Annotated in this window: 21 protein-coding genes and 1 pseudogene; all 22 read left to right on the plus strand. The window is 37.9% G+C overall.

Translation table 11 applies throughout. The features are described from left to right. The first annotated feature begins 2 nt into the window (after nucleotides 1-2). Nucleotides 3-1,103 (plus strand): NADH-quinone oxidoreductase subunit NuoD, encoded by a 1,101-nt coding sequence (gene nuoD, locus ACXY7N_RS20145; protein ID WP_000621434.1) that lies wholly within the window; start codon nucleotides 3-5, stop codon nucleotides 1,101-1,103. Then, nucleotides 1,103-2,104 (plus strand): NADH-quinone oxidoreductase subunit NuoH, encoded by a 1,002-nt coding sequence (gene nuoH / locus ACXY7N_RS20150; protein WP_000573437.1) that lies wholly within the window; start codon nucleotides 1,103-1,105, stop codon nucleotides 2,102-2,104. Before nuoD ends, nuoH begins: the two co-directional genes overlap by 1 nt. A gap of 25 nt (nucleotides 2,105-2,129) precedes the next feature. After that, on the plus strand, nucleotides 2,130-2,549 hold the full coding sequence (gene nuoI, locus ACXY7N_RS20155; protein ID WP_000677191.1) for an NADH-quinone oxidoreductase subunit NuoI: 420 nt from the start codon (nucleotides 2,130-2,132) through the stop codon (nucleotides 2,547-2,549). Further along, nucleotides 2,546-3,070 carry an NADH-quinone oxidoreductase subunit J gene (locus tag ACXY7N_RS20160; protein WP_016136084.1) on the plus strand — a complete coding sequence of 175 codons (525 nt, stop codon included), beginning with the start codon at nucleotides 2,546-2,548 and terminating at the stop codon, nucleotides 3,068-3,070. Before nuoI ends, ACXY7N_RS20160 begins: the two co-directional genes overlap by 4 nt. Then, complete coding sequence (gene nuoK, locus ACXY7N_RS20165) at nucleotides 3,063-3,377, plus strand: NADH-quinone oxidoreductase subunit NuoK (RefSeq protein WP_000100078.1); 315 nt, start codon at nucleotides 3,063-3,065, stop codon at nucleotides 3,375-3,377. Before ACXY7N_RS20160 ends, nuoK begins: the two co-directional genes overlap by 8 nt. Nucleotides 3,378-3,406: 29 nt before the next feature. Beyond that, nucleotides 3,407-5,269: an NADH-quinone oxidoreductase subunit L gene (gene nuoL / locus ACXY7N_RS20170; protein WP_088084610.1), complete on the plus strand. Its 1,863-nt coding sequence runs from the start codon at nucleotides 3,407-3,409 to the stop codon at nucleotides 5,267-5,269. Next, a complete protein-coding gene (locus ACXY7N_RS20175; RefSeq protein ID WP_088084609.1) occupies nucleotides 5,266-6,768 on the plus strand; it encodes an NADH-quinone oxidoreductase subunit M in 1,503 nt (500 codons plus the stop codon). Before nuoL ends, ACXY7N_RS20175 begins: the two co-directional genes overlap by 4 nt. Before the next feature lie 7 nt (nucleotides 6,769-6,775). Next, nucleotides 6,776-8,290 carry an NADH-quinone oxidoreductase subunit NuoN gene (gene nuoN, locus ACXY7N_RS20180; protein WP_116349180.1) on the plus strand — a complete coding sequence of 505 codons (1,515 nt, stop codon included), beginning with the start codon at nucleotides 6,776-6,778 and terminating at the stop codon, nucleotides 8,288-8,290. Nucleotides 8,291-8,502: 212 nt separating this feature from the next. Continuing rightward, nucleotides 8,503-8,739 (plus strand): DUF1146 family protein, encoded by a 237-nt coding sequence (locus ACXY7N_RS20185; protein WP_000940742.1) that lies wholly within the window; start codon nucleotides 8,503-8,505, stop codon nucleotides 8,737-8,739. A 51-nt stretch (nucleotides 8,740-8,790) separates the two neighbouring features. Next, complete coding sequence (locus ACXY7N_RS20190; protein WP_431154148.1) at nucleotides 8,791-9,495, plus strand: YwmB family TATA-box binding protein; 705 nt, start codon at nucleotides 8,791-8,793, stop codon at nucleotides 9,493-9,495. Between the two features lie 39 nt (nucleotides 9,496-9,534). Next, nucleotides 9,535-10,839, plus strand: a complete 1,305-nt coding sequence (murA, locus tag ACXY7N_RS20195) for a UDP-N-acetylglucosamine 1-carboxyvinyltransferase (RefSeq protein ID WP_000411269.1) — start codon at nucleotides 9,535-9,537, stop codon at nucleotides 10,837-10,839. Between the two features lie 208 nt (nucleotides 10,840-11,047). Continuing rightward, nucleotides 11,048-12,067 (plus strand): stage II sporulation protein D, encoded by a 1,020-nt coding sequence (gene spoIID, locus ACXY7N_RS20200; RefSeq protein WP_488592578.1) that lies wholly within the window; start codon nucleotides 11,048-11,050, stop codon nucleotides 12,065-12,067. A 53-nt stretch (nucleotides 12,068-12,120) separates the two neighbouring features. Next, a pseudogene (locus tag ACXY7N_RS20205) lies at nucleotides 12,121-12,603 on the plus strand (AMP-binding enzyme); the annotation flags it as partial. Between the two features lie 115 nt (nucleotides 12,604-12,718). Continuing rightward, nucleotides 12,719-13,726 carry a LytTR family transcriptional regulator DNA-binding domain-containing protein gene (locus ACXY7N_RS20210; RefSeq protein ID WP_098986304.1) on the plus strand — a complete coding sequence of 336 codons (1,008 nt, stop codon included), beginning with the start codon at nucleotides 12,719-12,721 and terminating at the stop codon, nucleotides 13,724-13,726. A 180-nt stretch (nucleotides 13,727-13,906) separates the two neighbouring features. Next, nucleotides 13,907-14,749, plus strand: coding sequence for an ABC transporter ATP-binding protein (locus tag ACXY7N_RS20215; RefSeq protein WP_016085497.1), 843 nt, complete (start codon nucleotides 13,907-13,909; stop codon nucleotides 14,747-14,749). Next, nucleotides 14,749-15,456 carry an ABC transporter permease gene (locus tag ACXY7N_RS20220; RefSeq protein ID WP_016085498.1) on the plus strand — a complete coding sequence of 236 codons (708 nt, stop codon included), beginning with the start codon at nucleotides 14,749-14,751 and terminating at the stop codon, nucleotides 15,454-15,456. The genes ACXY7N_RS20215 and ACXY7N_RS20220 overlap by 1 nt, the downstream gene beginning before the upstream one ends. A gap of 161 nt (nucleotides 15,457-15,617) precedes the next feature. Next, nucleotides 15,618-16,523, plus strand: a complete 906-nt coding sequence (gene spoIIQ / locus ACXY7N_RS20225; protein WP_016136079.1) for a stage II sporulation protein SpoIIQ — start codon at nucleotides 15,618-15,620, stop codon at nucleotides 16,521-16,523. Nucleotides 16,524-16,664: 141 nt separating this feature from the next. Continuing rightward, nucleotides 16,665-16,799, plus strand: a complete 135-nt coding sequence (locus ACXY7N_RS20230) for an ABC transporter ATP-binding protein (RefSeq protein ID WP_098986302.1) — start codon at nucleotides 16,665-16,667, stop codon at nucleotides 16,797-16,799. A gap of 307 nt (nucleotides 16,800-17,106) precedes the next feature. After that, nucleotides 17,107-17,379, plus strand: a complete 273-nt coding sequence (spoIIID, locus tag ACXY7N_RS20235; RefSeq protein WP_000544012.1) for a sporulation transcriptional regulator SpoIIID — start codon at nucleotides 17,107-17,109, stop codon at nucleotides 17,377-17,379. Nucleotides 17,380-17,540: 161 nt separating this feature from the next. Then, a complete protein-coding gene (gene mreB / locus ACXY7N_RS20240; protein ID WP_016085501.1) occupies nucleotides 17,541-18,542 on the plus strand; it encodes a rod shape-determining protein in 1,002 nt (333 codons plus the stop codon). 321 nt (nucleotides 18,543-18,863) lie between these two features. Beyond that, nucleotides 18,864-19,259, plus strand: a complete 396-nt coding sequence (gene tagD, locus ACXY7N_RS20245) for a glycerol-3-phosphate cytidylyltransferase (protein WP_016085502.1) — start codon at nucleotides 18,864-18,866, stop codon at nucleotides 19,257-19,259. A 3-nt stretch (nucleotides 19,260-19,262) separates the two neighbouring features. Next, nucleotides 19,263-20,435 carry a CDP-glycerol glycerophosphotransferase family protein gene (locus ACXY7N_RS20250; RefSeq protein ID WP_016085503.1) on the plus strand — a complete coding sequence of 391 codons (1,173 nt, stop codon included), beginning with the start codon at nucleotides 19,263-19,265 and terminating at the stop codon, nucleotides 20,433-20,435. Nucleotides 20,436-20,503 lie beyond the last annotated feature (68 nt).

Raw genomic sequence — 20,503 nt, forward strand, 5'->3', positions numbered from 1 at the left:
TTATGATCCGTACGGAAGAAATGCTTTTGAATGTAGGTCCTCAGCATCCGAGTACGCATGGTGTGTTCAGGCTTGTTATTAAGATTGACGGAGAAATTATTAAAGAAGCTACACCGGTTATTGGATATTTGCATCGCGGGACTGAAAAGATTGCTGAGAGTTTACAGTATACGCAAATTATCCCTTATACAGATCGAATGGACTATTTATCAGCAATGACGAATAATTACGTCATTTGCCATGCTGTAGAGACGATGATGGGGCTTGAAATCCCTGAGCGGGCCGAATACTTGCGAGTACTTGCAATGGAGCTTGGGAGGATTGCGAGCCACCTCGTTTGGTGGGGGACAAATCTTCTTGATATAGGAGCGGTCAGCCCGTTTTTGTACGCGTTTCGTGAACGAGAGATGATTATAAATTTATTAAACGAATTATGCGGTGCTCGGCTTACTTTTAACTATATGAGAGTCGGGGGTGTAAAGTGGGATGCGCCGGACGGTTGGATTGAAAAAGTGGAAGAGTTTGTTCCGTATATGCGAGAGCAATTGGCAGGTTATCATGATCTCGTTAGCGGTAATGAGATTTTCTTAAATCGTGTAAAAGGCGTTGGTATATATAGCGCGGAAGAAGCGATTTCGTATTCTTTAAGCGGAGCGAATTTGCGGTGCACCGGAGTAAACTGGGATCTTCGCAAGGATGAACCGTACTCCATTTATGATCGTTTTGATTTCGATATTCCTGTTGGGAGTGTGGGAGATGCTTGGGATCGTTACGTTTGCCGCATGCAAGAGATTGAGGAGTCATTAAAAATTGTTGAGCAAGCTGTCCAGCAGTTCCCGAAAGACGGAGCCGTGCTGGCGAAAGTACCGAAAATCATTAAGGCGCCGAAAGGGGAAGCGTTCGTCCGTATAGAGTCGCCGCGCGGAGAGATTGGTTGCTATATTGCTAGTGACGGAAAGAAAGAGCCATACCGTTTGAAGTTTCGCAGGCCGTCTTTTTACAATTTGCAAATTTTACCGAAGTTATTAAAAGGTGAAAACATCGCCAATTTAATTACGATTTTAGGTGGAGTGGATATTGTGCTTGGGGAGGTTGATGGCTAATGATTGAGACGCTCTTACAATCACCTTCAAGCTGGACGAATTTCTTCATTTTTTTCGGATTAGCGGTGCTCCTATTATTTGCAGTCCTTGGCTTCGTTACATATGGTATTTTGGCAGAACGGAAAGTGATGGGATTTATGCAAGGGCGGATTGGACCCAATCAAGTTGGGGGCCGATTCGGTTTACTGCAAACGGTAGCTGATGTTTTAAAACTACTATTGAAGGAAGATAGTATTCCGAAAGCAGCAGATAAACCTTTGTTTATATTAGCTCCTGTCATTGCATTCGCGCCAGCGTTTATGGTGCTTGCAGTTATCCCGTTTACTGATAAATTTCAGTTTGCAGATATTGGCGTAGGCTTACTGTATTACATTGCTGTTTCTGGGATTACGACAATCGGCGTTGTAACTGGGGGATGGGCATCAAATAATAAATATTCCCTTTTAGGAGGGATGCGTGCGGCGGCGCAAATGATTTCTTATGAAATCCCACTCGTAATGAGTGTAATTGGCGTCGTTTTGTTAGCTGGTAGCCTAAATTTAAATGAAATTGTGGCAGCGCAGGAGAATGTTTGGTACATTTTCGTGCAGCCAATCGGTTTCGTCGTGTTTTTAATCGCAGCGGTAGCAGAGTTAAATAGGACGCCATTTGATTTACCAGAAGCGGAGTCGGAACTTGTTTCTGGATATCATACGGAATACTCAGGGTTTCGCTGGGCGTTTTTCATGCTTTCAGAGTACGTATATTTCTTTGGAATGGCATCTTTAATTACAGTGCTCTTTTTAGGTGGGTGGAATCCAGTAATGTTTCTTGGATTTATCCCAGGAGCTGTATGGTTTGCTTTGAAATTTAGCAGTGTAGTCTTTCTATTAATTTGGTTCCGCGTTACGTTTCCACGTATAAGAGGTGATCAGTTAATGGAGTTTGGCTGGAAAGTATTATTGCCAATTGCACTTGCAAATATTTTCTTAACGGCATTGATTAAGGAGTTATTCTTCTAATCTATGAGGGGGGTGCCAGTAAGAGATGAAAGGACTATTTAAAGGATTAAAATATACACTAAGTAATTTGAGTAAGAAGAAGGTGACGTATGATTATCCGAATCAACCGTTGCCGCTGCCAGACCGTTTTCGAGGGATTCAAAAGTTTTATCCAGAAAAGTGTATTGTTTGTAATCAGTGCTCCAATATTTGCCCGACAGACTGTATTCAGTTAACGGGGAAAAAACATCCGGATCCTACGAAAAAAGGAAAAATTATCGACACGTACGATATTAATTTTGAAATTTGTATTCTGTGTGATTTATGTACAGAAGTTTGTCCGACAGAGGCGATTGTCATGACAAATAACTTTGAACTCGCGGAATATTCACGTGATGATTTATTTAAAAATTTGCAGTGGCTTGACGAAAACGACGAAAACGTCAGGAAGGAGAATAAAGCATGAATGGCGAGTTTGTAGCATTCTTTATACTATCCTTGTCTGCAATTATTGGCGGCATTTTTATGCTGAACTTAACGAAAGTCATGCATATGATGCTAGCTCTCGTTCTGACATTTCTTAGTATCGCAGGTTTGTACTTTCTTTTATCAGCTGAATTTATAGGAGTTGCACAAATTTTACTTTACTCTGGTGCCATCACAATTATTATGATTTTTGGCATTATGTTAACGAAACATAATGCGGAGAATGAATCGCGTCTTACTCTTCGAAAATGGATTATCTTCTTTGCGGTTGTAGCATTTGGGGCGGTTATGTATTTCGCTGTTAACAATATTGATTTTGCAAATGAAAGCACACAAGGAAGTTTACCTCTCCATGAAAAAAACACACTTCAAATCGGTACACTTCTCTATTCAGAATATATTATTCCATTTGAGTTAACCTCAGTTATTTTACTTGTAGCACTTGTTGGCGCAATTATTCTTGCGAAGAAGGATGAGAAAGAGGAGGATTCCAATGAGTAGCGTTCCGGCTTCTGCGTATTTAACACTTGCGATTATTTTGTTTTGCATCGGTTTATTTGGAGCTTTAACGAAGCGAAATACAGTGATTGTATTAGTTTGTATTGAATTAATGCTTAACGCAGCCAATTTAAATTTAGTAGCGTTTAGTAAATTAGGGTTGTTCCCAAATTTAACAGGACAAATTTTTTCTTTGTTTACGATGGCTGTAGCAGCAGCGGAGGCGGCGGTAGGACTCGCTATTTTGATTGCTTTGTATCGTAATCGCACGACAGTTCATGTAGATGAAATGGATACGCTCAAAGGATAACATTGTGACCGAAAAGGGGGAAGGAAACAATGATCGATTATGCATGGCTCATACCGCTTTTCCCGCTTGTTTCGTTTTTGTTACTTATTATATTCGGGAAGAAAATTAGAGAAGGAAGCAGTGTACTTAGTATTTTCTTCGTCTTTCTCTCCTTTATATTTGCGGTACTTGTATTAATAGAACGGTTTTCGAAAGTACCAGTGAAGCATAAGTGGGTATGGCTTAGAGCTGGAGATATTGATATATCATTTGGTTTTGAAGTGACTGCATTAGGGGCTTTAATGCTGTTTATTGTTACACTTGTGAGTTTACTTGTACATGTGTATTCGAAAGGTTATATGAAAGGTGATGAAAGACTACCAACCTTTTATGCCTATTTAGGGCTCTTTACATTTGCGATGCTCGGGCTTGTTATATCGCCGAATTTATTACAGCTTTATATATTTTGGGAGTTAGTAGGACTCGGTTCATTTCTACTCATCGGTTTTTACTTCTTTAAAGAAGAAGCGAAGGCTGCTGCGAAAAAGGCTTTTATTATGACCCGTATTGGAGATGTTGGTTTATTTATTGGGATGATCTTAATTTTCTGGCATGCAGGTAGTTTTGAATATGACGCAATTTTTAGAGCGATTCATACAGGTGATCTTACCCCTACGATGATTACAATAACGGCGATATTAATTTTTATCGGGGCGATGGGAAAATCAGGTCAGTTCCCGCTTCATACGTGGTTACCAGATGCAATGGAAGGACCGACGCCTGTGTCGGCACTTATTCATGCGGCGACGATGGTAGCAGCTGGCGTATATTTAGTAGCGACGATGTTCCCGCTATTTTCAGCAAGTGCGGTAGCCATGCAAACTGTTGCGATCGTTGGAGCCTTTACCGCGATTTTTGCGGCTTCTATCGGTCTCGTACAAACGGATATAAAGAGAGTGCTTGCGTATTCTACAGTTAGCCAGCTCGGGTATATGATGCTTGCATTAGGATCTGCCGGTTATGTAGCAGGTGTTTTTCATTTAACGACACACGCCTTTTTTAAAGCGCTACTATTTTTGGCGGCAGGAAGTGTCATTCATGCAGTGCATACGCAAAACATTAATAAAATGGGCGGTTTACAGAAGAAGATGAAAGTAACTGCTGCGCTATTTTTAATCGGTACACTTGCAATTAGCGGGGTACCACTCCTTTCTGGGTTCTTTAGTAAAGATGAAATTTTAGCGGCGACCTGGATGGATGGCAATTACTTTTTATTCATATTAGCAGTAATTGCGGCGTTTTTAACAGCGTTCTACATGTTCCGGCTATATTTCCTTGTCTTTACTGGGGAAGCGAAGACGAAGGAAGATGTGCAGGAATCGCCCCGCATTATGACATATCCGATGATTGTCCTTGGCGTCCTTGCAGTCGTGGCAGGCTATATAAATACACCGTGGTTTGGAACGTTTCTCGGGGATTGGCTTACGAAAGATGTAGCTTTTAAAGTGGAAGAGGCACACGGACCAGTTTGGATTATGATTGTTGCGACGCTTGTTTCATTTGCAGGGATTGTCCTCGCATATTTCATATATGGAAAGAAATCTATTTCTAGAGATTGGGCTGGGGGTGAGGGAACACCTCTTTATAACCTTATGAAAGAAAAATATTATGTGGATGAACTATACAATATGACGGTGCTTCCTATTACGAAAGGAATCGCTCATGTGCTTCGCTTATTTGAGATGTATGTAGTCGAAGGAATTGCTGTTTTAATAGGGAGTCTAGTTAAAGGAATAAGCGGACTCGGGTCTAGACTTCAAAACGGAAATGTACAAGTGTACGGAACTGTAACAGCTGTTTCGCTTGCGGTACTCGTCATTATTTTGCTCTATACGGGAGGGGATTTACGATGAATGATTTGTTATTAACGTTCTTCATTTTTTCCCCGCTTTTAGGAATTCTCTTACTTGTATTAACACCAAAAAAAGAATCGCGTACAGTGCGAGCGCTTGGTTTATTTGGAACGGCGCTTCCATTTGGAATCGCTATTGTCCTCGCTTGTACATATGCTTCTGGACAGAGTTTGTCCCTATTTGATGAAAAAGTGAAATGGATTAAATTTGGGGATTTTGCAGCGGTGGATAAAAGATGGTTCTCCATTTATTACGAACTTGGTATTGATGGTTTATCGCTCGTTATGATGGTGCTGACGGCCCTTCTAGCGACGCTTGCAGCAATTGCAGCCTTTTCTATTAAAAAGAATTTGAAAGCATTTTATATGCTGCTACTCATGCTAGAGATAGGGATGCTAGGTGTCTTCGCTGCTCAAAATTTAATGTTGTTCTTTATCTTCTTTGAAATTACGTTGCCACCAATGTTCTTATTAATTGGGAAGTGGGGGAAATTGTCGAGTGAAAAGGCTGCTTATAGTTATTTAATATATAACGGTATTGGTTCAGCAATTTTGCTCATCGTTTTTTCGGTTTTATTTGCGAAAACAGGTACAACAAATATTACAGAGCTTAAAGAAATATTAACGAGTGTAGGTGCTGGTGGAGGAATGGCTGTCTCAAGTAGCTTACAGTTCGGTTTGTTTCTTGCCATAATGATTGCTTTTGCAATTAAACTACCCGTTTTCCCGTTACATCGCTGGATGGTCAATGTACATATCGAAGCACATCCGGCTGTAGTTATGCTTCATGCGGGTGTTTTACTGAAGATTGGAGCATACGGTATGATTCGCTTCGGACAGGGGCTATTCCCGGAATACTTTCGTGAGTTTGCAACGCTAATTGCGATTTTAGGAGTTATTAATTTATTGTACGGAGCCTTCTTAGCGCTCATCCAAACGGACTTTCGGAAAGTACTTGCTTACTCTAGTATTTCGCATATGGGCATTGTATTAATGGGCCTTGCGGCGTTAAATGCACCAGGTACACAAGGAGCACTATTCCAAGTTGTGTCTCACGGTCTAATCGCAGCCTTACTCTTCTTCTTACTCGGCGTTATAGAACAGCGTTTTGGAACGTCGGATATTACAGCGCTTGGCGGACTTGCAAAAAGTGTACCAGTACTTAGTGGATTCTTCTTAGCGGGAGGAATGGCATCGCTTGGATTGCCAGGAATGTCTGGGTTTGTTAGCGAGTTTCTTGCTTTTCTCGGTTTATTCCAAGGAGAGCCAGTCATTGCAGCGGTCGGTGTACTTGGCATCATTTTAACCGCTGTATACGTATTAAGAGCAACACTTCAAATAACATTTGGTAAGAAAGAGTGGGAAGCGAAAGCTGATATACACGGGTGGGAGTATGTTCCTATTTTGCTGCTTATCTTCTGCATTATTGCAATTGGAGTAATGCCAGAAATACTAGGGGATCCGCTTCAAAATACATTGAAAACATTGGGGGTGAAGTAGGATGGATATGAATACGTTACTTAGCTTATCGTGGCATCTCATGGTGCCAGAATTCATTATTCTCGGAGCTGCCATCCTCCTTTCCATATGTGATTTGTTTTTTAAGCTGAACCATAAATATGTAGCACTTAGTGCAATCGCAGCCGTCATATTAGCAATCGTGTCATTAATCACGCTATACGGTGAACCAGCGGGAGATATTTTAAACGGATCGTTTGTGTTAGATGGGTTTTCAAAAGGGTTTAAAACGTTGTTGTTAGGCGGAGCGGCTCTCATTTTATGCACCGCAATGAGCGATGATAAGAAGAATCCAATTGAGGATAAGGGAGAATATTATTACTTATTTTTAATGGCACTTCTTGGGGCTATGTTTATGGCTTCTAGTGTCGACTTCATTACACTTTTCGTCGGTTTAGAATTACTTTCACTTTCTTCTTATATTTTAGTAGGAATACGAAAAAAGAACCGTGCATCAAATGAGGCGGCAATGAAATATGTCATTAATGGAGGAATTGGAACGGCAATTACGCTCTTTGGAATGAGTTATTTATATGGCATTACGGGGTCGACCAATATCGTGGATATGCAAAAAGTATTTGCTGGGGAACTGGCTAGTGGTATTCAATTATTGTTAGCTCTCGCATTTCTACTATTACTCATTGGGCTCTCATTCAAAATTGCAACAGTGCCGTTTCATATGTGGGCACCTGATGTATATGAAGGGGCTGCTACACCTGTTACTGCTTTTCTCGGGACGATTTCTAAAATTGCAGGGTTCCTATTAATTACTCGGTTGTTCCTCATGGTTTTTGCAAGTATATCGGTGCAAGGAGACATGCAATCTTTATACGGACGTATGAGCATATACATTGCTGTACTAGCTAGTATTACGATGATTATCGGAAACGTAGTAGCATTAAAACAATATAATGTAAAACGTCTATTTGCCTATTCGGGAATCGCACATGCGGGATATTTACTCGTGCCACTTGTAGCATTATCACCATTTACGATGGATAGCATGTGGTTTTACATGCTTGCGTATATGCTGATGAATATAGGCGCGTTTGCAATTATCCACGGCTTAATCTTACAAAGCGACAAAGAAAATATCACCATTTTCACCGGATTATATAAACGGTCGCCATTTACAGCGATCGTGATGACCATTTTTATTTTATCGTTGGCCGGGATACCAGGAACGGCTGGTTTCATCGGGAAAATTAACATCTTTTTAGGTGCACTTCATGTAGAGCCGGCTCATTACGTACTAGCTTCTATTATGATGGGGACGACAGTCATCTCATTCGTATATTATTTCCGTATTTTACAGCAAATGTTTTTCCGGACGGGAGAAGCGGAAGAGAAAATACATTTGCCATTCAATATAAAGGTTGTTATGAGCCTTTGCGCAATTTCGATTGTAATACTAGGGATTATGCCGATGATTGGATACAATTTCTTTTATGAATATTTTCCATTAATGAAAGATTTCTTCTTCTTAGGGAACGTGGTACAATAGTGAAAATAAAAGGTGTGGAGTCCTTACTCTGCGCTTTTTATTTTGTGTGAACTACAATTGAAAATGCATATAGGTATACGTTTTTAAAGAGAAAATTACGATGTGAAATGTAAGATGCTTATTTGTATTTGAAAAAGTGTGGCTCCTACTTATTATGGTATCGTTTTTATAATATTCCGTAAGTAGTAGCTGGGTAAAAAGGGGTCGGTTTTTTGGCACATCTTTTAGGGCAACAAGCACTGATTGCCATTGTTTCGCATTTATTGTTTATTACCATTACGTGGTGGGCCTTACAAGGTATTCACATTGAGCGTTTAATGAAGCCTGGAAAGGTGATGCAGACGCGAGTATTACTCATCCTAATTACAATTGCAATTGGGACATCTGTAAGTAACTTTTTCCTTGATTATTTAGGCTATTCAAAGAGTTTAACGTATTTAGTAAAGTAAGTGTATAGAACCTCATATCTCCGTTAACAATGGGGGTAGGAGGGGATGAAATTGAAGCTTAAAGCCATTCTTATTGTTGCATTGAGTGTTGTTTTATTTTTGGTTGGATATAGAGAGATGAAACCAATCAGCGATGAAAAGAAAATGGAGAGCATGATCGCATCCTTAGAGAAAAATGATGCTAAAGTAGAGAAATGGTCATGGTTAGCGCGAGAAACAAAAACAATTTCTAATATACATACGTTTCAAAAGTTGTTAAACGATGTGAAGGACAAGGCGAATATTCAAAAGTGGGAATTAGAGCAATCTCCAGATGGATATAAAGCTACATCCTATAAAAAGTTTTCTTCTTATGAAGAACGAGTAGTAGTAACTTGGAGTAAGGAAAATACTAAAGAAAACACTTTCATTATTTTTGAAGTGAGTGGGGCGAAATGGGACCCGAAGTACATTCAGAAAACAAATAAAATTTTTAGTGAAAAACCTATAATTTACACTTGTGTTCAAGGTGTACTGAATGATAAGATTGAAGGTGTTTTGCAAAATAAAACCAATCAGGTTTTGAAAGATCTTTCAGCAAGAGCGATCGAACAGATAGAAGAAAGAGCATTTGTGTCAGTCTCCGCATACAATAAAAAGTGGGATGACGCTCTTTCAACAAATAGAGAGAAAATAAATGTGCAAATAGCAATACGTTCTACAGACAACAAAGATACAATTGTGGTTGGCACACCGATCATAACTTCTGAGTATTGAGTGAATAGATACTGAAAAAAGGACACGGAGGGGAATAATTTGGAAAAGATCATCGTCCGTGGCGGAAAGCGGTTAAACGGCACAGTGCGTGTTGAGGGCGCAAAAAATGCTGTATTACCTATAATCGCTGCAGCCCTATTAGCGAGTGATGGAAAGAATGTACTATCTGAAGTACCAGTTTTGTCTGATGTATACACAATTAATGAGGTATTACGTCATTTAAATGCTGAAGTCGTATTTGAAAATAACCAAGTAACAATCGATGCTTCTAAAGAACTAAACATTGAAGCACCATTTGAATATGTACGTAAAATGCGTGCATCTGTTCAAGTAATGGGACCATTACTTGCACGTAACGGTCGTGCTCGTATTGCACTTCCTGGTGGATGTGCAATTGGTTCACGTCCAATTGACCAACATTTAAAAGGCTTCGAAGCAATGGGAGCAAAAGTACAGGTTGGTAATGGTTTTGTTGAGGCATACGTTGAGGGAGAACTAAAAGGAGCTAAAATTTATTTAGACTTCCCAAGCGTGGGCGCGACAGAAAACATTATGTCTGCTGCTACATTAGCAAAAGGGACAACAATCCTTGAAAACGCAGCGAAAGAACCAGAAATCGTTGACTTAGCTAACTTCTTAAATGCGATGGGAGCGAAAGTACGCGGAGCTGGAACTGGAACGATTCGTATCGAAGGCGTTGATAAATTATATGGTGGAAACCACTCTATTATTCCTGACCGTATTGAAGCGGGAACATTCATGGTTGCAGCGGCAATTACTGGTGGAGACATCTTAATTGAAAATGCTGTACCTGAACATTTACGCTCAATTACAGCGAAAATGGAAGAAATGGGTGTTAAAGTTATTGAGGAAAATGAAGGTGTACGTGTTATCGGCCCAGATAAGTTAAAAGCGGTTGATATTAAAACTATGCCTCACCCAGGTTTCCCAACAGACATGCAATCACAAATGATGGCATTATTACTACAAGCTGATGGAACAAGTATGATTACAGAAACGGTATTCGAAAACCGCTTTATGCACGTTGAAGAATTCCGTCGTATGAATGCTGATATTAAAATCGAAGGTCGTTCTGTTATTATGAACGGTCCAAACAGCTTACAAGGTGCTGAAGTAGGCGCAACTGACTTACGTGCTGCTGCTGCATTAATCTTAGCTGGTTTAGTATCTGAAGGTTACACTCGTGTAACTGAGTTAAAGCATCTTGACCGTGGTTATGTAGATTTCCATAAGAAATTAGCTGCATTAGGTGCAACTATTGAACGTGTAAACGAAAAAGTAGAAGAAGTGAAAGAACAAGAAGTTTCTGATCTTCACGCTTAATTGAAATAGTCTCTATGTCTTTTGACGTAGAGGCTATTTTTTTTGGGTTATTACTGTTATAGTCAATAAATTCTATACTTATGCACGTACCAGTAAAAATATTTAGAAAATTTTTGTTTTATAGGGTTCCCCTTAAGTATGTTCTAAAAGAAAGAGTTGTTCCATAAGAATGAAGGGAGTAAAGCTTTTTGATATTGGGGGAAATAAGATGAAATTTTCAAAGCCACTTTTCATCATAGTAGCGCTTCTAATAGCGCTCGTTATCATTGTACCTGCTGCTCTTGTTATTCCGTTTGCGAAAGCAAAAGTAGGGGAAGAAGCAGCCTCTAAAACTCCTCCAGCGATAGAAAGTATACCAGCTCCAGGGAAAGTGGATACAGCGGTTCAAGTGGCTGTATATCGTGAGAAACCGAAAAAGGTAGAGACATTACCTATGGAGGAGTATGTGACCGGTGTCGTAGCTTCTGAGATGAATGCCAGTTTTGAAATAGAGGCGCTAAAAGCGCAGGCATTAGCAGCGAGAACATTTGTGGTGCAGCGTATGCTAAGCGGAGGAAAGAAAAACAATGCGGACGTGACAGATACGGTGAAAGATCAAGTGTACAAAAGCAAAGAAGAATTGAAGAAACAATGGGGCACTAACTACGAAACTAACTTGAAGAAAATTGAGGAAGCCGTTTCGAAAACCGCAGGACAAGTTTTAACGTATGATGGAAAACCAATCTCAGCATCCTTCTTCTCAACGAGTAATGGCCGGACAGAAAATGCGGCTGATTATTGGGGAAATGATTATCCGTACTTAAAGAGCGTAGATAGTCCGTGGGATCAAGCCTCTCCAAAATTTACGAGCGAGCAAACCTTTACAGTAGCTGACTTTCAAAAGCGTCTCGGTGTGAAAGTGCTAGCAGACGGAAAAGTCGGTGATATTAAAGAGCGCACAGAAGGAAAGCGTGTAAAAGATGTAGCGTTTCAAGGTAAAACATTAACCGGAAGAGATGTGCGTGACAAATTAGATTTACGCTCTTCTGACTTCACTTGGAAACAAGAGGGAGATAAGATCATTGTTACAACGAAAGGCTTCGGCCACGGCGTCGGCATGAGCCAATACGGAGCAAATGGCATGGCAGCGGAAGGTAAGAAATATACAGAAATCGTCGCCCATTATTACAAAGGCGTTGAAATAAAGACGATGAATGATTATGAAGGAAAGTTAATGGTGAAGAAGTAGGATGCAAAAGGAGCTAATTAAAATTAGCTCCTTTTGTCATTATTTGTAGAAGACAAATGAAAGTAATTGGACAAGACGGTGAAATTAAGTGGGATGGAGAAGAGATGGGAGAACTCTGTTTAAGGGGTCCATGGATTGCAGGTAGCTATTATAAAGATGAGCGTACAGAAGAATCAATGAAAGACGGTTGGCTCCATACAGGGGATATTGTGACGGTTGATTCGGAAGGATTTATTAAAATTGCTGATCGAACGAAAGACTTAATTAAAAGCGGAAGCGAATGAATTTCTTCCGTAGATTTAGAAAATGCTTTAATGTCACACGATAAAGTGTTAGAAGCATCTGTTGTGGCGGTGCCGCATGAAAAATGGCAAGAACGCCCTGTTGCTTGTGTTGTATTAAAAGAGGGACAAGCAGTAGGTAAGGAAGAGCTGTATGCTTTACTAGAAGCGGAATTTCCGAAAACATCTGTAGGGAAGTTTTTAAAGAGAGCGCTGCGTGATCAGCTTAAGACGTATATGGTAGAGCAGAAATAGAGAAGAAGGCTATCCTTTTATTTGGATAGCTTTCTTTTCATGATGCTTCATAAAATATCTAAATCTTCCATTAATTGTTTGGTATAATAAGATAAAAACATTTGGGGGAGACAGAATGGCGTTATTGGAGTTGAAACAGTTAGGGAAGACGAACCAGTTACCGGCAGTTGAACTGGAGGTTGAAAAAGGGCAATGTGTTGTTTTGCAATGTAATAACCATACAGCTAAAGTGTTGCACCGCATTATTATTGGTGAGGAAGAAGCTTCAACTGGCAACGTGCTATTTGAAGGAGGAGCAATTGGAAAGAGAAATTATTCTCGCATCGGCTTTTGTTTTTTGAAAGATGAAGCATACGAACGTTTGAAGGTAAAGGAATACTACAAGTTTTTATTAGGGCTGTATGAATCAAATATGAGTATAGAAGAAGTAGTACAATTTGTCGGCCTCTTAGATAAATTAAACGTTAAAATAGAAAAATTATCATTTTCAGAGAAACGTCGTCTTCATATCGGGCGAGTGATGATTCATAATCCGGATTTAGTTATTTTGGAAGAGCCGGAGCAAAATGTAGATACAGAGAGTACGATTATTATTCGAAAAGCGATTATGAAAATGAAAGAGCAAGGAAAGGCAATCTTTATTACGTCATCATTTCTATCGGATGCTCTTTCGTTAACAGAAGATGTATACATATTAAACAATGATGGTGTGAAAAAAGTAGAAATCGAACAAGAAGAAGTGGAAGAAATCGATGAAGAAAAAGTCGTTCAAATGATTCCGCAAATGAAGTTAGAAAGGATACCAGCGAAGGTGAATGATAAAATCATTTTACTTGATCCAATGGAGATCCATTTCATTGAAACGCAAAACGGAGTGACACATATTCATGTTCGTGAAGGGGATTTCGTATGCGTATTAACATTAAGTGAACTAGAAGCGAGATTAACAGGTTTTGGTTTCTTTAGATGTCATCGCTCGTACCTTGTAAATTTACAAAGAGTGCGAGAAGTGATTACTTGGACTCGTAACAGTTTTAGTTTAATTTTGGATGACGAAAGAAAAAGTTCAATCCCGCTTTCGAAAGGACGAATGGATGAATTAAAAGGCGTGATTGGGCTATAAAAAGTGCTCCAATAAGCTCAAAATACGATCCATTCATCGGTAAAAATACTCCTTTTATAGGTATTTTACTGCGCCTACCCTTTAATTTTCATATGATTGAGTCAAGAAAAGCGAAACAAACAAACGAAAAGCGCTAAAGCGACTTTCATCTATAAAAGAAAAAACAAAGGGGATGACGAGATGACATTAGCAATTGAAATGAAAGATGTAATGAAAAGTTTCAATGAAAAAACGGCACTTCGAAATGTAAACATTGAGGTGAAGCAAGGAGAAATTTTTGGATTCCTCGGACCGAGTGGATCTGGGAAAACAACAACAGTAAAAATTTTAACTTCTCAATTACTTCATAGTGTTGGAACGGTAAAAGTATTAGGTAAAGATATTACAGGGCCAAACAGCATCGATTACAAACGAATTGGTATTTTAACAGACAACAGCGGTTTATATGAGAGACTTAGCATTTATGATAACTTACTATTATTTTGTGACTTATACGATTGTAAAAAAGAACGAATTGATGAAGTGCTAGCGCAAGTGAATCTATTAGATGATAAAAAAACATTAGTAAAGAAACTATCAAAGGGAATGAAGCAGCGCGTTACATTAGCAAGAGCAATCCTTCATAAACCAGATATCCTCTTCTTAGATGAACCAACATCTGCACTCGATCCAATTAACGTACAAAACATTCATAAAATCTTAAAAGACTTAAATAAAGAAGGAACGACGATTTTCTTAACGACTCACAACATGGACGAAGCAGAAACGCTTTGTAACCGCATTGCTTTTCTATGTGGCGGAGAAATAGTAGCACTTGATACGCCAGAGAATCTGCGCTTACAATACGCTAAGGATCAAATAGAGGTCGTATTAAAAGATAAACAAAAAGAAGTCGTGCAAAAAGATGAATTAGGCGCAAAACGTATTTCAGAATGGATGAAAAAAGGCGAATTACTATCTATTCACTCACACGAACCAACGCTAGGCGATATCTTTATTGAAGTTACTGGGAGGGGACTATAATGACATTTTCAATGAGACGATTTTCTGCTATTTTTCGGAAAGAGGTACAGGATATTAAAGCAAATGCATCTGTGCTTGTAATGGCGGCAATGCCAATTGTATTTTCTTTTGTTTATCAACAGATGAATGGACCGAAAGAACATATAGCTAATATGGTAACTTTAATGGCTTTAACGATGATAGGCAGCTTTGTTCAAGCAGCTTTAATTGCGGAAGAAAAAGAAAAACAAACGCTACGTGTAATGATGTTATCGCCAGCATCATCGTTAGAAGTTTTACTAGGAAAAAGTGCATTAACAGGTCTTATTACATTCGTAATTTGTATTAGTAACTTTGCCATTTTAGGTGTGATTAAGGGGAATATGGTTTTAATCGTTCTATTTTTACTTGCTAGTATATTTTTCTTCCTTATGTTAGGTACGGCGATTGGGTTAATAGCTAAAACAACGGCGTCAACATCAGTAGTAGGTATGCCGATTCTATTTATTTTTCTTCTAGCTCCAATGTTAGGCGGATTTATTAAAAGTGAGTTTGTAAAAAAGGCAATCGATTTCCTTCCAACGAAACATCTTGCAGATGCAATGCCGAAACTATTGGCTGGAAAAGGTTTTTCAACTGTTAGTGGTGATTTAATAAATATTATAATTTGGTGCGTGCTTTCAATTATTCTTTGTATTGTAGTTTACAAAAAGAAACAAATGGACTAAAAACTGAGCTGAAACGCTCAGTTTTTTCTTTTTTCTATCATTTCCTCGGAAATTTTACAATTCCTATACATATTTTTACAGATTTTGTCGAAAAGTAATTAGTTATGCGTTGTATAGGATACGTGAATATTGTTCAAAATGATTGCTGAGGTGATGATGGAATGCGAGGAAGAAATAATAAAAAGTCGCAAAAGGTAGTACATTTATTTCAAAAAAGATGGGTGTTTCCGGCACTATACATTGCTTGTGCAGCGGTAATTTTAATGGTTGCGCTATGGTTCCAAGGAGCTAATCCGAAGAAGACTCCGAACCATGATCAAGCAACACCGTATACACAAACGGAAGATCCAGCAGTACCAGTAACGAAATCTTCAGAAGTAGTGAAAATGCCAGCAGCCGCGAGTGCGGAAGTAGTCGTACAGAAGAAATTCTATGAAGATGCAGCAACTGAGGCGGAACAAGAAAAAGCACTTGTCTTTTATAACAACACATATTCCCCAAATAAAGGAATTGACATTGCTGCGAAGAATGGAAAAGAATTCAATGTAGCTGCTGCTTTAAGCGGTACGGTAACGAAAGCTGAAAAAGATTCACTTCTTGGTTATGTTGTAACAGTTGATAGCGGAAATGGTGTAGCAGTTTCTTATCAAAGCTTAGGCAGTGTGAAAGTAGAAAAAGGTGCACGAGTTGCACAAGGTGAAGTATTAGGAAAATCCGGTCTAAGTGCAATGAATAAAGAAGCAGGTTCTCACGTTCACTTTGAAGTACGTAAAGACAACGTGGCTGTGAACCCTGAGCGCTACTTAAATAAGTCAGTAGCAGAAATTAAAGCTGATGCAGGTGCTGCAAAAGCAACGAATGCTTCTGGTAAAAAAGCTGATGACAAATCTCAAAAAGAAGAAAAGTCAACGAGCACGAAACCAGAAAGTAAAACAGAAGATAAGTCTCAAAAAGAAGAGAAATCAACAAGCGGTTCGACTACTGACAAAAAAGAAGAACCGAAGAAAGAAGAAAAATCAACAAATGGTTCTACAGAATCATCTAACAGTTCTTCTTCACAAGAATAAGAAAGTGAAAAAAATCAGTTCTCTAGGAGAGCTGATTTTTTTTACTTTTATATAAAAATACTCAATTTCGAGAAAAAAGTTGCAATAACAAGGAAAAATGACGAGATTCTCGAATATATATTACAAAAGGGAGGGGATACTGTGTCATTTTTATTTGTTCTGTCGACTGCTATTATTTTATTGTTTGTTTTATTTACTTTATATTATTATATTGCCGGTAAGAAAGAGGTTCCCCACCATCAATTGTTAAAAGAAGAATTGGAACGAGAAGAATGACACCTTATATACAAGGTGTCATTTTTTTCGTCAAAATAGTCACTGTTAACGTATTTCTCACAAAAAAACGTAATTTTTCTTAACTTAGTCCGCAAAAATAGTGAACATGTAGCATATATCAGTAGTGCGGGCAATACAATGGTATAAACCAAAGCAAAGAGAGTGTTTGAGGTGAGAAATCGTGAATCATTTCATTATAAATCCAAGAATGTTTAACGCTTACAAACAGCATTCACACTTACTTCTTAGTCGTATGCAGCGAGGCTCATTTCACACTTCTCACATCCAATTTAGGGAGGCGAGTGGTGTGCACGATTACATCAAAGAGAGAACTATCAAGATTGGTAAGTATATCGTGGAGACAAGAAAGACAGTGCGTGTCATTGCAAAAGAATTTGGGGTATCAAAGAGTACAGTCCATAAAGATTTAACGGAACGTCTACCAGAAATTAATCCAGAGCTCGCAAATGAAGTGAAAGAAATTCTTGATTATCATAAGTCTATTCGTCATTTAAGAGGCGGAGAAGCAACAAAGCAAAAGTATAGAAAAGAAGATGTAGAAAAGCCGGTACGTCAATAAATATGCGATTGCAAACATTCCGTTTGAATTCGGTAATATTTTTCAGAAGAATTCTTTTTGCGAATATTACGTTTCTGTTAAATTTATGATAAAATCAGAAATTAGGTGTAAAAGAATTCGGGTGTAACCTGATTTTGAATATCGAGGAGGAAAAAACGGGAATGTTTGCGCGAGATATCGGAATTGACCTAGGTACGGCTAATGTATTAATTCATGTTAAAGGTAAGGGTATTGTATTAAATGAGCCATCTGTTGTTGCTATTGATCGTAACACAGGTAAAGTATTAGCAGTAGGTGAAGAAGCAAGAAGTATGGTGGGGCGTACGCCTGGTAATATTGTAGCAATTCGTCCACTTAAAGATGGTGTAATCGCAGATTTCGAAATTACAGAAGCAATGTTAAAGTATTTCATTAACAAATTGGACGTAAAGAGCTTCTTTTCAAAACCTCGCATTTTAATTTGTTGTCCAACAAATATCACATCAGTAGAACAAAAAGCAATTCGTGAGGCTGCTGAACGTTCAGGTGGTAAAACAGTATTTTTAGAAGAAGAACCAAAAGTAGCCGCAGTTGGTGCTGGTATGGAAATCTTCCAACCAAGCGGTAACATGGTTGTTGATATTGGTGGAGGTACAACAGATATCGCTGTACTATCTATGGGTGATATTGTTACCTCTTCCTCTATCAAAATGGCTGGCGATAAGTTTGATATGGAGATCTTAAACTACGTTAAACGTAAGTATAAGCTATTAATTGGAGAACGTACTTCAGAAAATATTAAAATTAAAGTTGGTACAGTATTCCCAGGTGCACGTAGCGAAGAACTTGAAATTCGCGGACGTGACATGGTAACTGGTTTACCACGTACAATTACAGTATGCTCTGAAGAAATTACAGAAGCACTAAAAGAAGACGCAGCTGTCATTGTACAAGCTGCAAAAGGCGTACTAGAGCGCACACCACCAGAATTATCGGCGGACATCATCGACCGCGGTGTTATTCTAACAGGCGGTGGAGCTTTACTACACGGTATCGACATGCTTCTAGCAGAAGAACTAAAAGTACCAGTATTAATTGCTGAAAACCCAATGCACTGCGTTGCGGTTGGTACAGGTATTATGTTAGAGAATATCGATAAATTACCACGTCGCGCTTTGCGATAAAAAAGAATATATTATAAACAAAAAACCAGAGGGATACAATTCTTTTCTGGTTTTTTTTATTTAATAAACATAATGGAAAAATACTTACAAACCAGTAATGTTAACGCTTTCTTTATGTACGTATTACATAAAATGCATATTAATTGTAATAGTTGGTCAATAAAAAGTGTGTTATAATCGCTAGTGTGAATTTCGTGTGAACTTAATGTAAATAATTTGTAAATTAGAAGCAGATTTAAAGGGCTTTTGTTATTTTGATAATGATGCGAGAAAGGCCCTGTTAAAATTGAGCTATTTAATGATTTTGGGGGCTATTAAAATATGAGAAAAGTAATTACATATGGTACTTTCGATTTGCTACATTGGGGACATATTAATTTATTGAAGAGGGCAAAGGATTTAGGTGACTATTTAATTGTGGCGGTGTCTTCTGATGAATTTAACAAATTAAAAAATAAAAAATCCTATCATAGTTATGAGAACCGCAAAATGATTTTAGAAGCAATTCGTTATGTAGATGAGGTAATTCCAGAGTATGATTGGGAACAAAAAGTAAAAGATATTCAAGAAAACGATGTTGATGTATTTGTTATGGGGGATGATTGGAGAGGCAAGTTTGATTCTTTAAAAAACTACTGTGAGGTTGTTTACTTGCCAAGAACAATAGGTATTTCTACAAGTAAAATCAAACAAGAATTAATGCTAGTTGCTAGGTAAAATATGTTAAGGGAAATTATTGTAACACTATACCTAATTGTATTCAAAATTCTATTTAGCATAGCAAACATAGCTCCGCTTAAAAATAGGGTTACCTTTATTATGTCATATGGTGAAAACCTTATTTTTATTTATGAAGAAATGAAAAAACAAAACATAGATTGTGAGGTTGTTTTTCTATATAAATCAACTTGCAAGTATGAAGTGAAAAATTATCCAGATGTAAAGGCAGTTGCATTTGAAACGAAAAGTATTATACAAACGATTCAAGCAATATATCATTTAGCAACATCTCGGTATATTATTATTGATAATTATTTTGGATCATTATCTACGATTCGTTTTAAAAAAGATGTCCAATGTATTCAAATTTGGCATGCGGCAGGAGCATTTAAAAAGTTCGGATTGTTAGCGCCTGCCTTTAAAAAGAGAAATAAATATGCTCAACATAGATTTCTAAAGGTATATCAAAATTTCCATAAGGTTGTTGTAGGATCAGATGCGCTAGCAGAGATTTATATGCAAGCATTTGGTATGACAGAAAAAAATATCTTGAGGACAGGCATTCCACGTACTGATTTGTTTTTTAATGAAGAAAAAAAACAAAATCTTATCCCTTCATTTTGGCATAAAAATCCAGATTTAAAAAAGAAAAAAGTACTTTTATATGCCCCTACTTTTAGAGATAAGGAACTAAATGATTTTGAATTACATTTAGATATCGATGCTCTATATGAGGCTTTGAAAGACGAATATATCCTTATAATTAGGTTGCATCCTGCTATTAGGAATAATTTACAGTATAAGGAATCATATAAAGATTTTTTATATGATTATTCTTCGTATCCTAATATAAATGATTTGTTTTTAGTAACAGACATTTTAATAACAGATTACTCTTCTGTTCCATTTGAATTTTGTCTCTTAAATAAACCAATGATATTTTTTGCGTATGATTTAAAACAGTATGGAAAAAAGAGAGGTATTATTGGGGATTATATCTCAGATATCCCTGGTCCTGTTGCTTATGACTCAAGTGAGATTATTGCGGCGATACAAGGGGATGTATTGGATGCAAAAAAAATGGGGCAGTTTAAAAAGAAATGGAATCAGTATTCGCAGGGGAATTCGAGTAGGAATTTGGTAGATTATTTATTTCATCAGAAAGAAAAATGAAGTTTTTTCTAGGTTCAAAATATGTAATTAAATTTATCCCGTTCATTATCATTTTTAATTGATAGAGG

The organism is Bacillus sp. 5w2, from assembly GCF_054353775.1.

What these genes read in the sequence shown, in the direction of transcription:
- ACXY7N_RS20210 (WP_098986304.1), top strand. Translation starts at nt 12,719, where the DNA reads ATGGCGTTATTGGAGTTGAAACAGTTAGGGAAGACGAACCAGTTACCG.
- ACXY7N_RS20220 (WP_016085498.1), top strand. Translation starts at nt 14,749, where the DNA reads ATGACATTTTCAATGAGACGATTTTCTGCTATTTTTCGGAAAGAGGTA.
- ACXY7N_RS20175 (WP_088084609.1), top strand. Translation starts at nt 5,266, where the DNA reads ATGAATGATTTGTTATTAACGTTCTTCATTTTTTCCCCGCTTTTAGGA.
- nuoK (WP_000100078.1), top strand. Translation starts at nt 3,063, where the DNA reads ATGAGTAGCGTTCCGGCTTCTGCGTATTTAACACTTGCGATTATTTTG.
- ACXY7N_RS20215 (WP_016085497.1), top strand. Translation starts at nt 13,907, where the DNA reads ATGACATTAGCAATTGAAATGAAAGATGTAATGAAAAGTTTCAATGAA.
- nuoN (WP_116349180.1), top strand. Translation starts at nt 6,776, where the DNA reads ATGAATACGTTACTTAGCTTATCGTGGCATCTCATGGTGCCAGAATTC.
- mreB (WP_016085501.1), top strand. Translation starts at nt 17,541, where the DNA reads ATGTTTGCGCGAGATATCGGAATTGACCTAGGTACGGCTAATGTATTA.
- nuoD (WP_000621434.1), top strand. Translation starts at nt 3, where the DNA reads ATGATCCGTACGGAAGAAATGCTTTTGAATGTAGGTCCTCAGCATCCG.
- spoIID (WP_488592578.1), top strand. Translation starts at nt 11,048, where the DNA reads ATGAAATTTTCAAAGCCACTTTTCATCATAGTAGCGCTTCTAATAGCG.
- ACXY7N_RS20250 (WP_016085503.1), top strand. Translation starts at nt 19,263, where the DNA reads ATGTTAAGGGAAATTATTGTAACACTATACCTAATTGTATTCAAAATT.
- tagD (WP_016085502.1), top strand. Translation starts at nt 18,864, where the DNA reads ATGAGAAAAGTAATTACATATGGTACTTTCGATTTGCTACATTGGGGA.
- ACXY7N_RS20160 (WP_016136084.1), top strand. Translation starts at nt 2,546, where the DNA reads ATGAATGGCGAGTTTGTAGCATTCTTTATACTATCCTTGTCTGCAATT.
- nuoH (WP_000573437.1), top strand. Translation starts at nt 1,103, where the DNA reads ATGATTGAGACGCTCTTACAATCACCTTCAAGCTGGACGAATTTCTTC.
- spoIIQ (WP_016136079.1), top strand. Translation starts at nt 15,618, where the DNA reads ATGCGAGGAAGAAATAATAAAAAGTCGCAAAAGGTAGTACATTTATTT.
- nuoI (WP_000677191.1), top strand. Translation starts at nt 2,130, where the DNA reads ATGAAAGGACTATTTAAAGGATTAAAATATACACTAAGTAATTTGAGT.
- nuoL (WP_088084610.1), top strand. Translation starts at nt 3,407, where the DNA reads ATGATCGATTATGCATGGCTCATACCGCTTTTCCCGCTTGTTTCGTTT.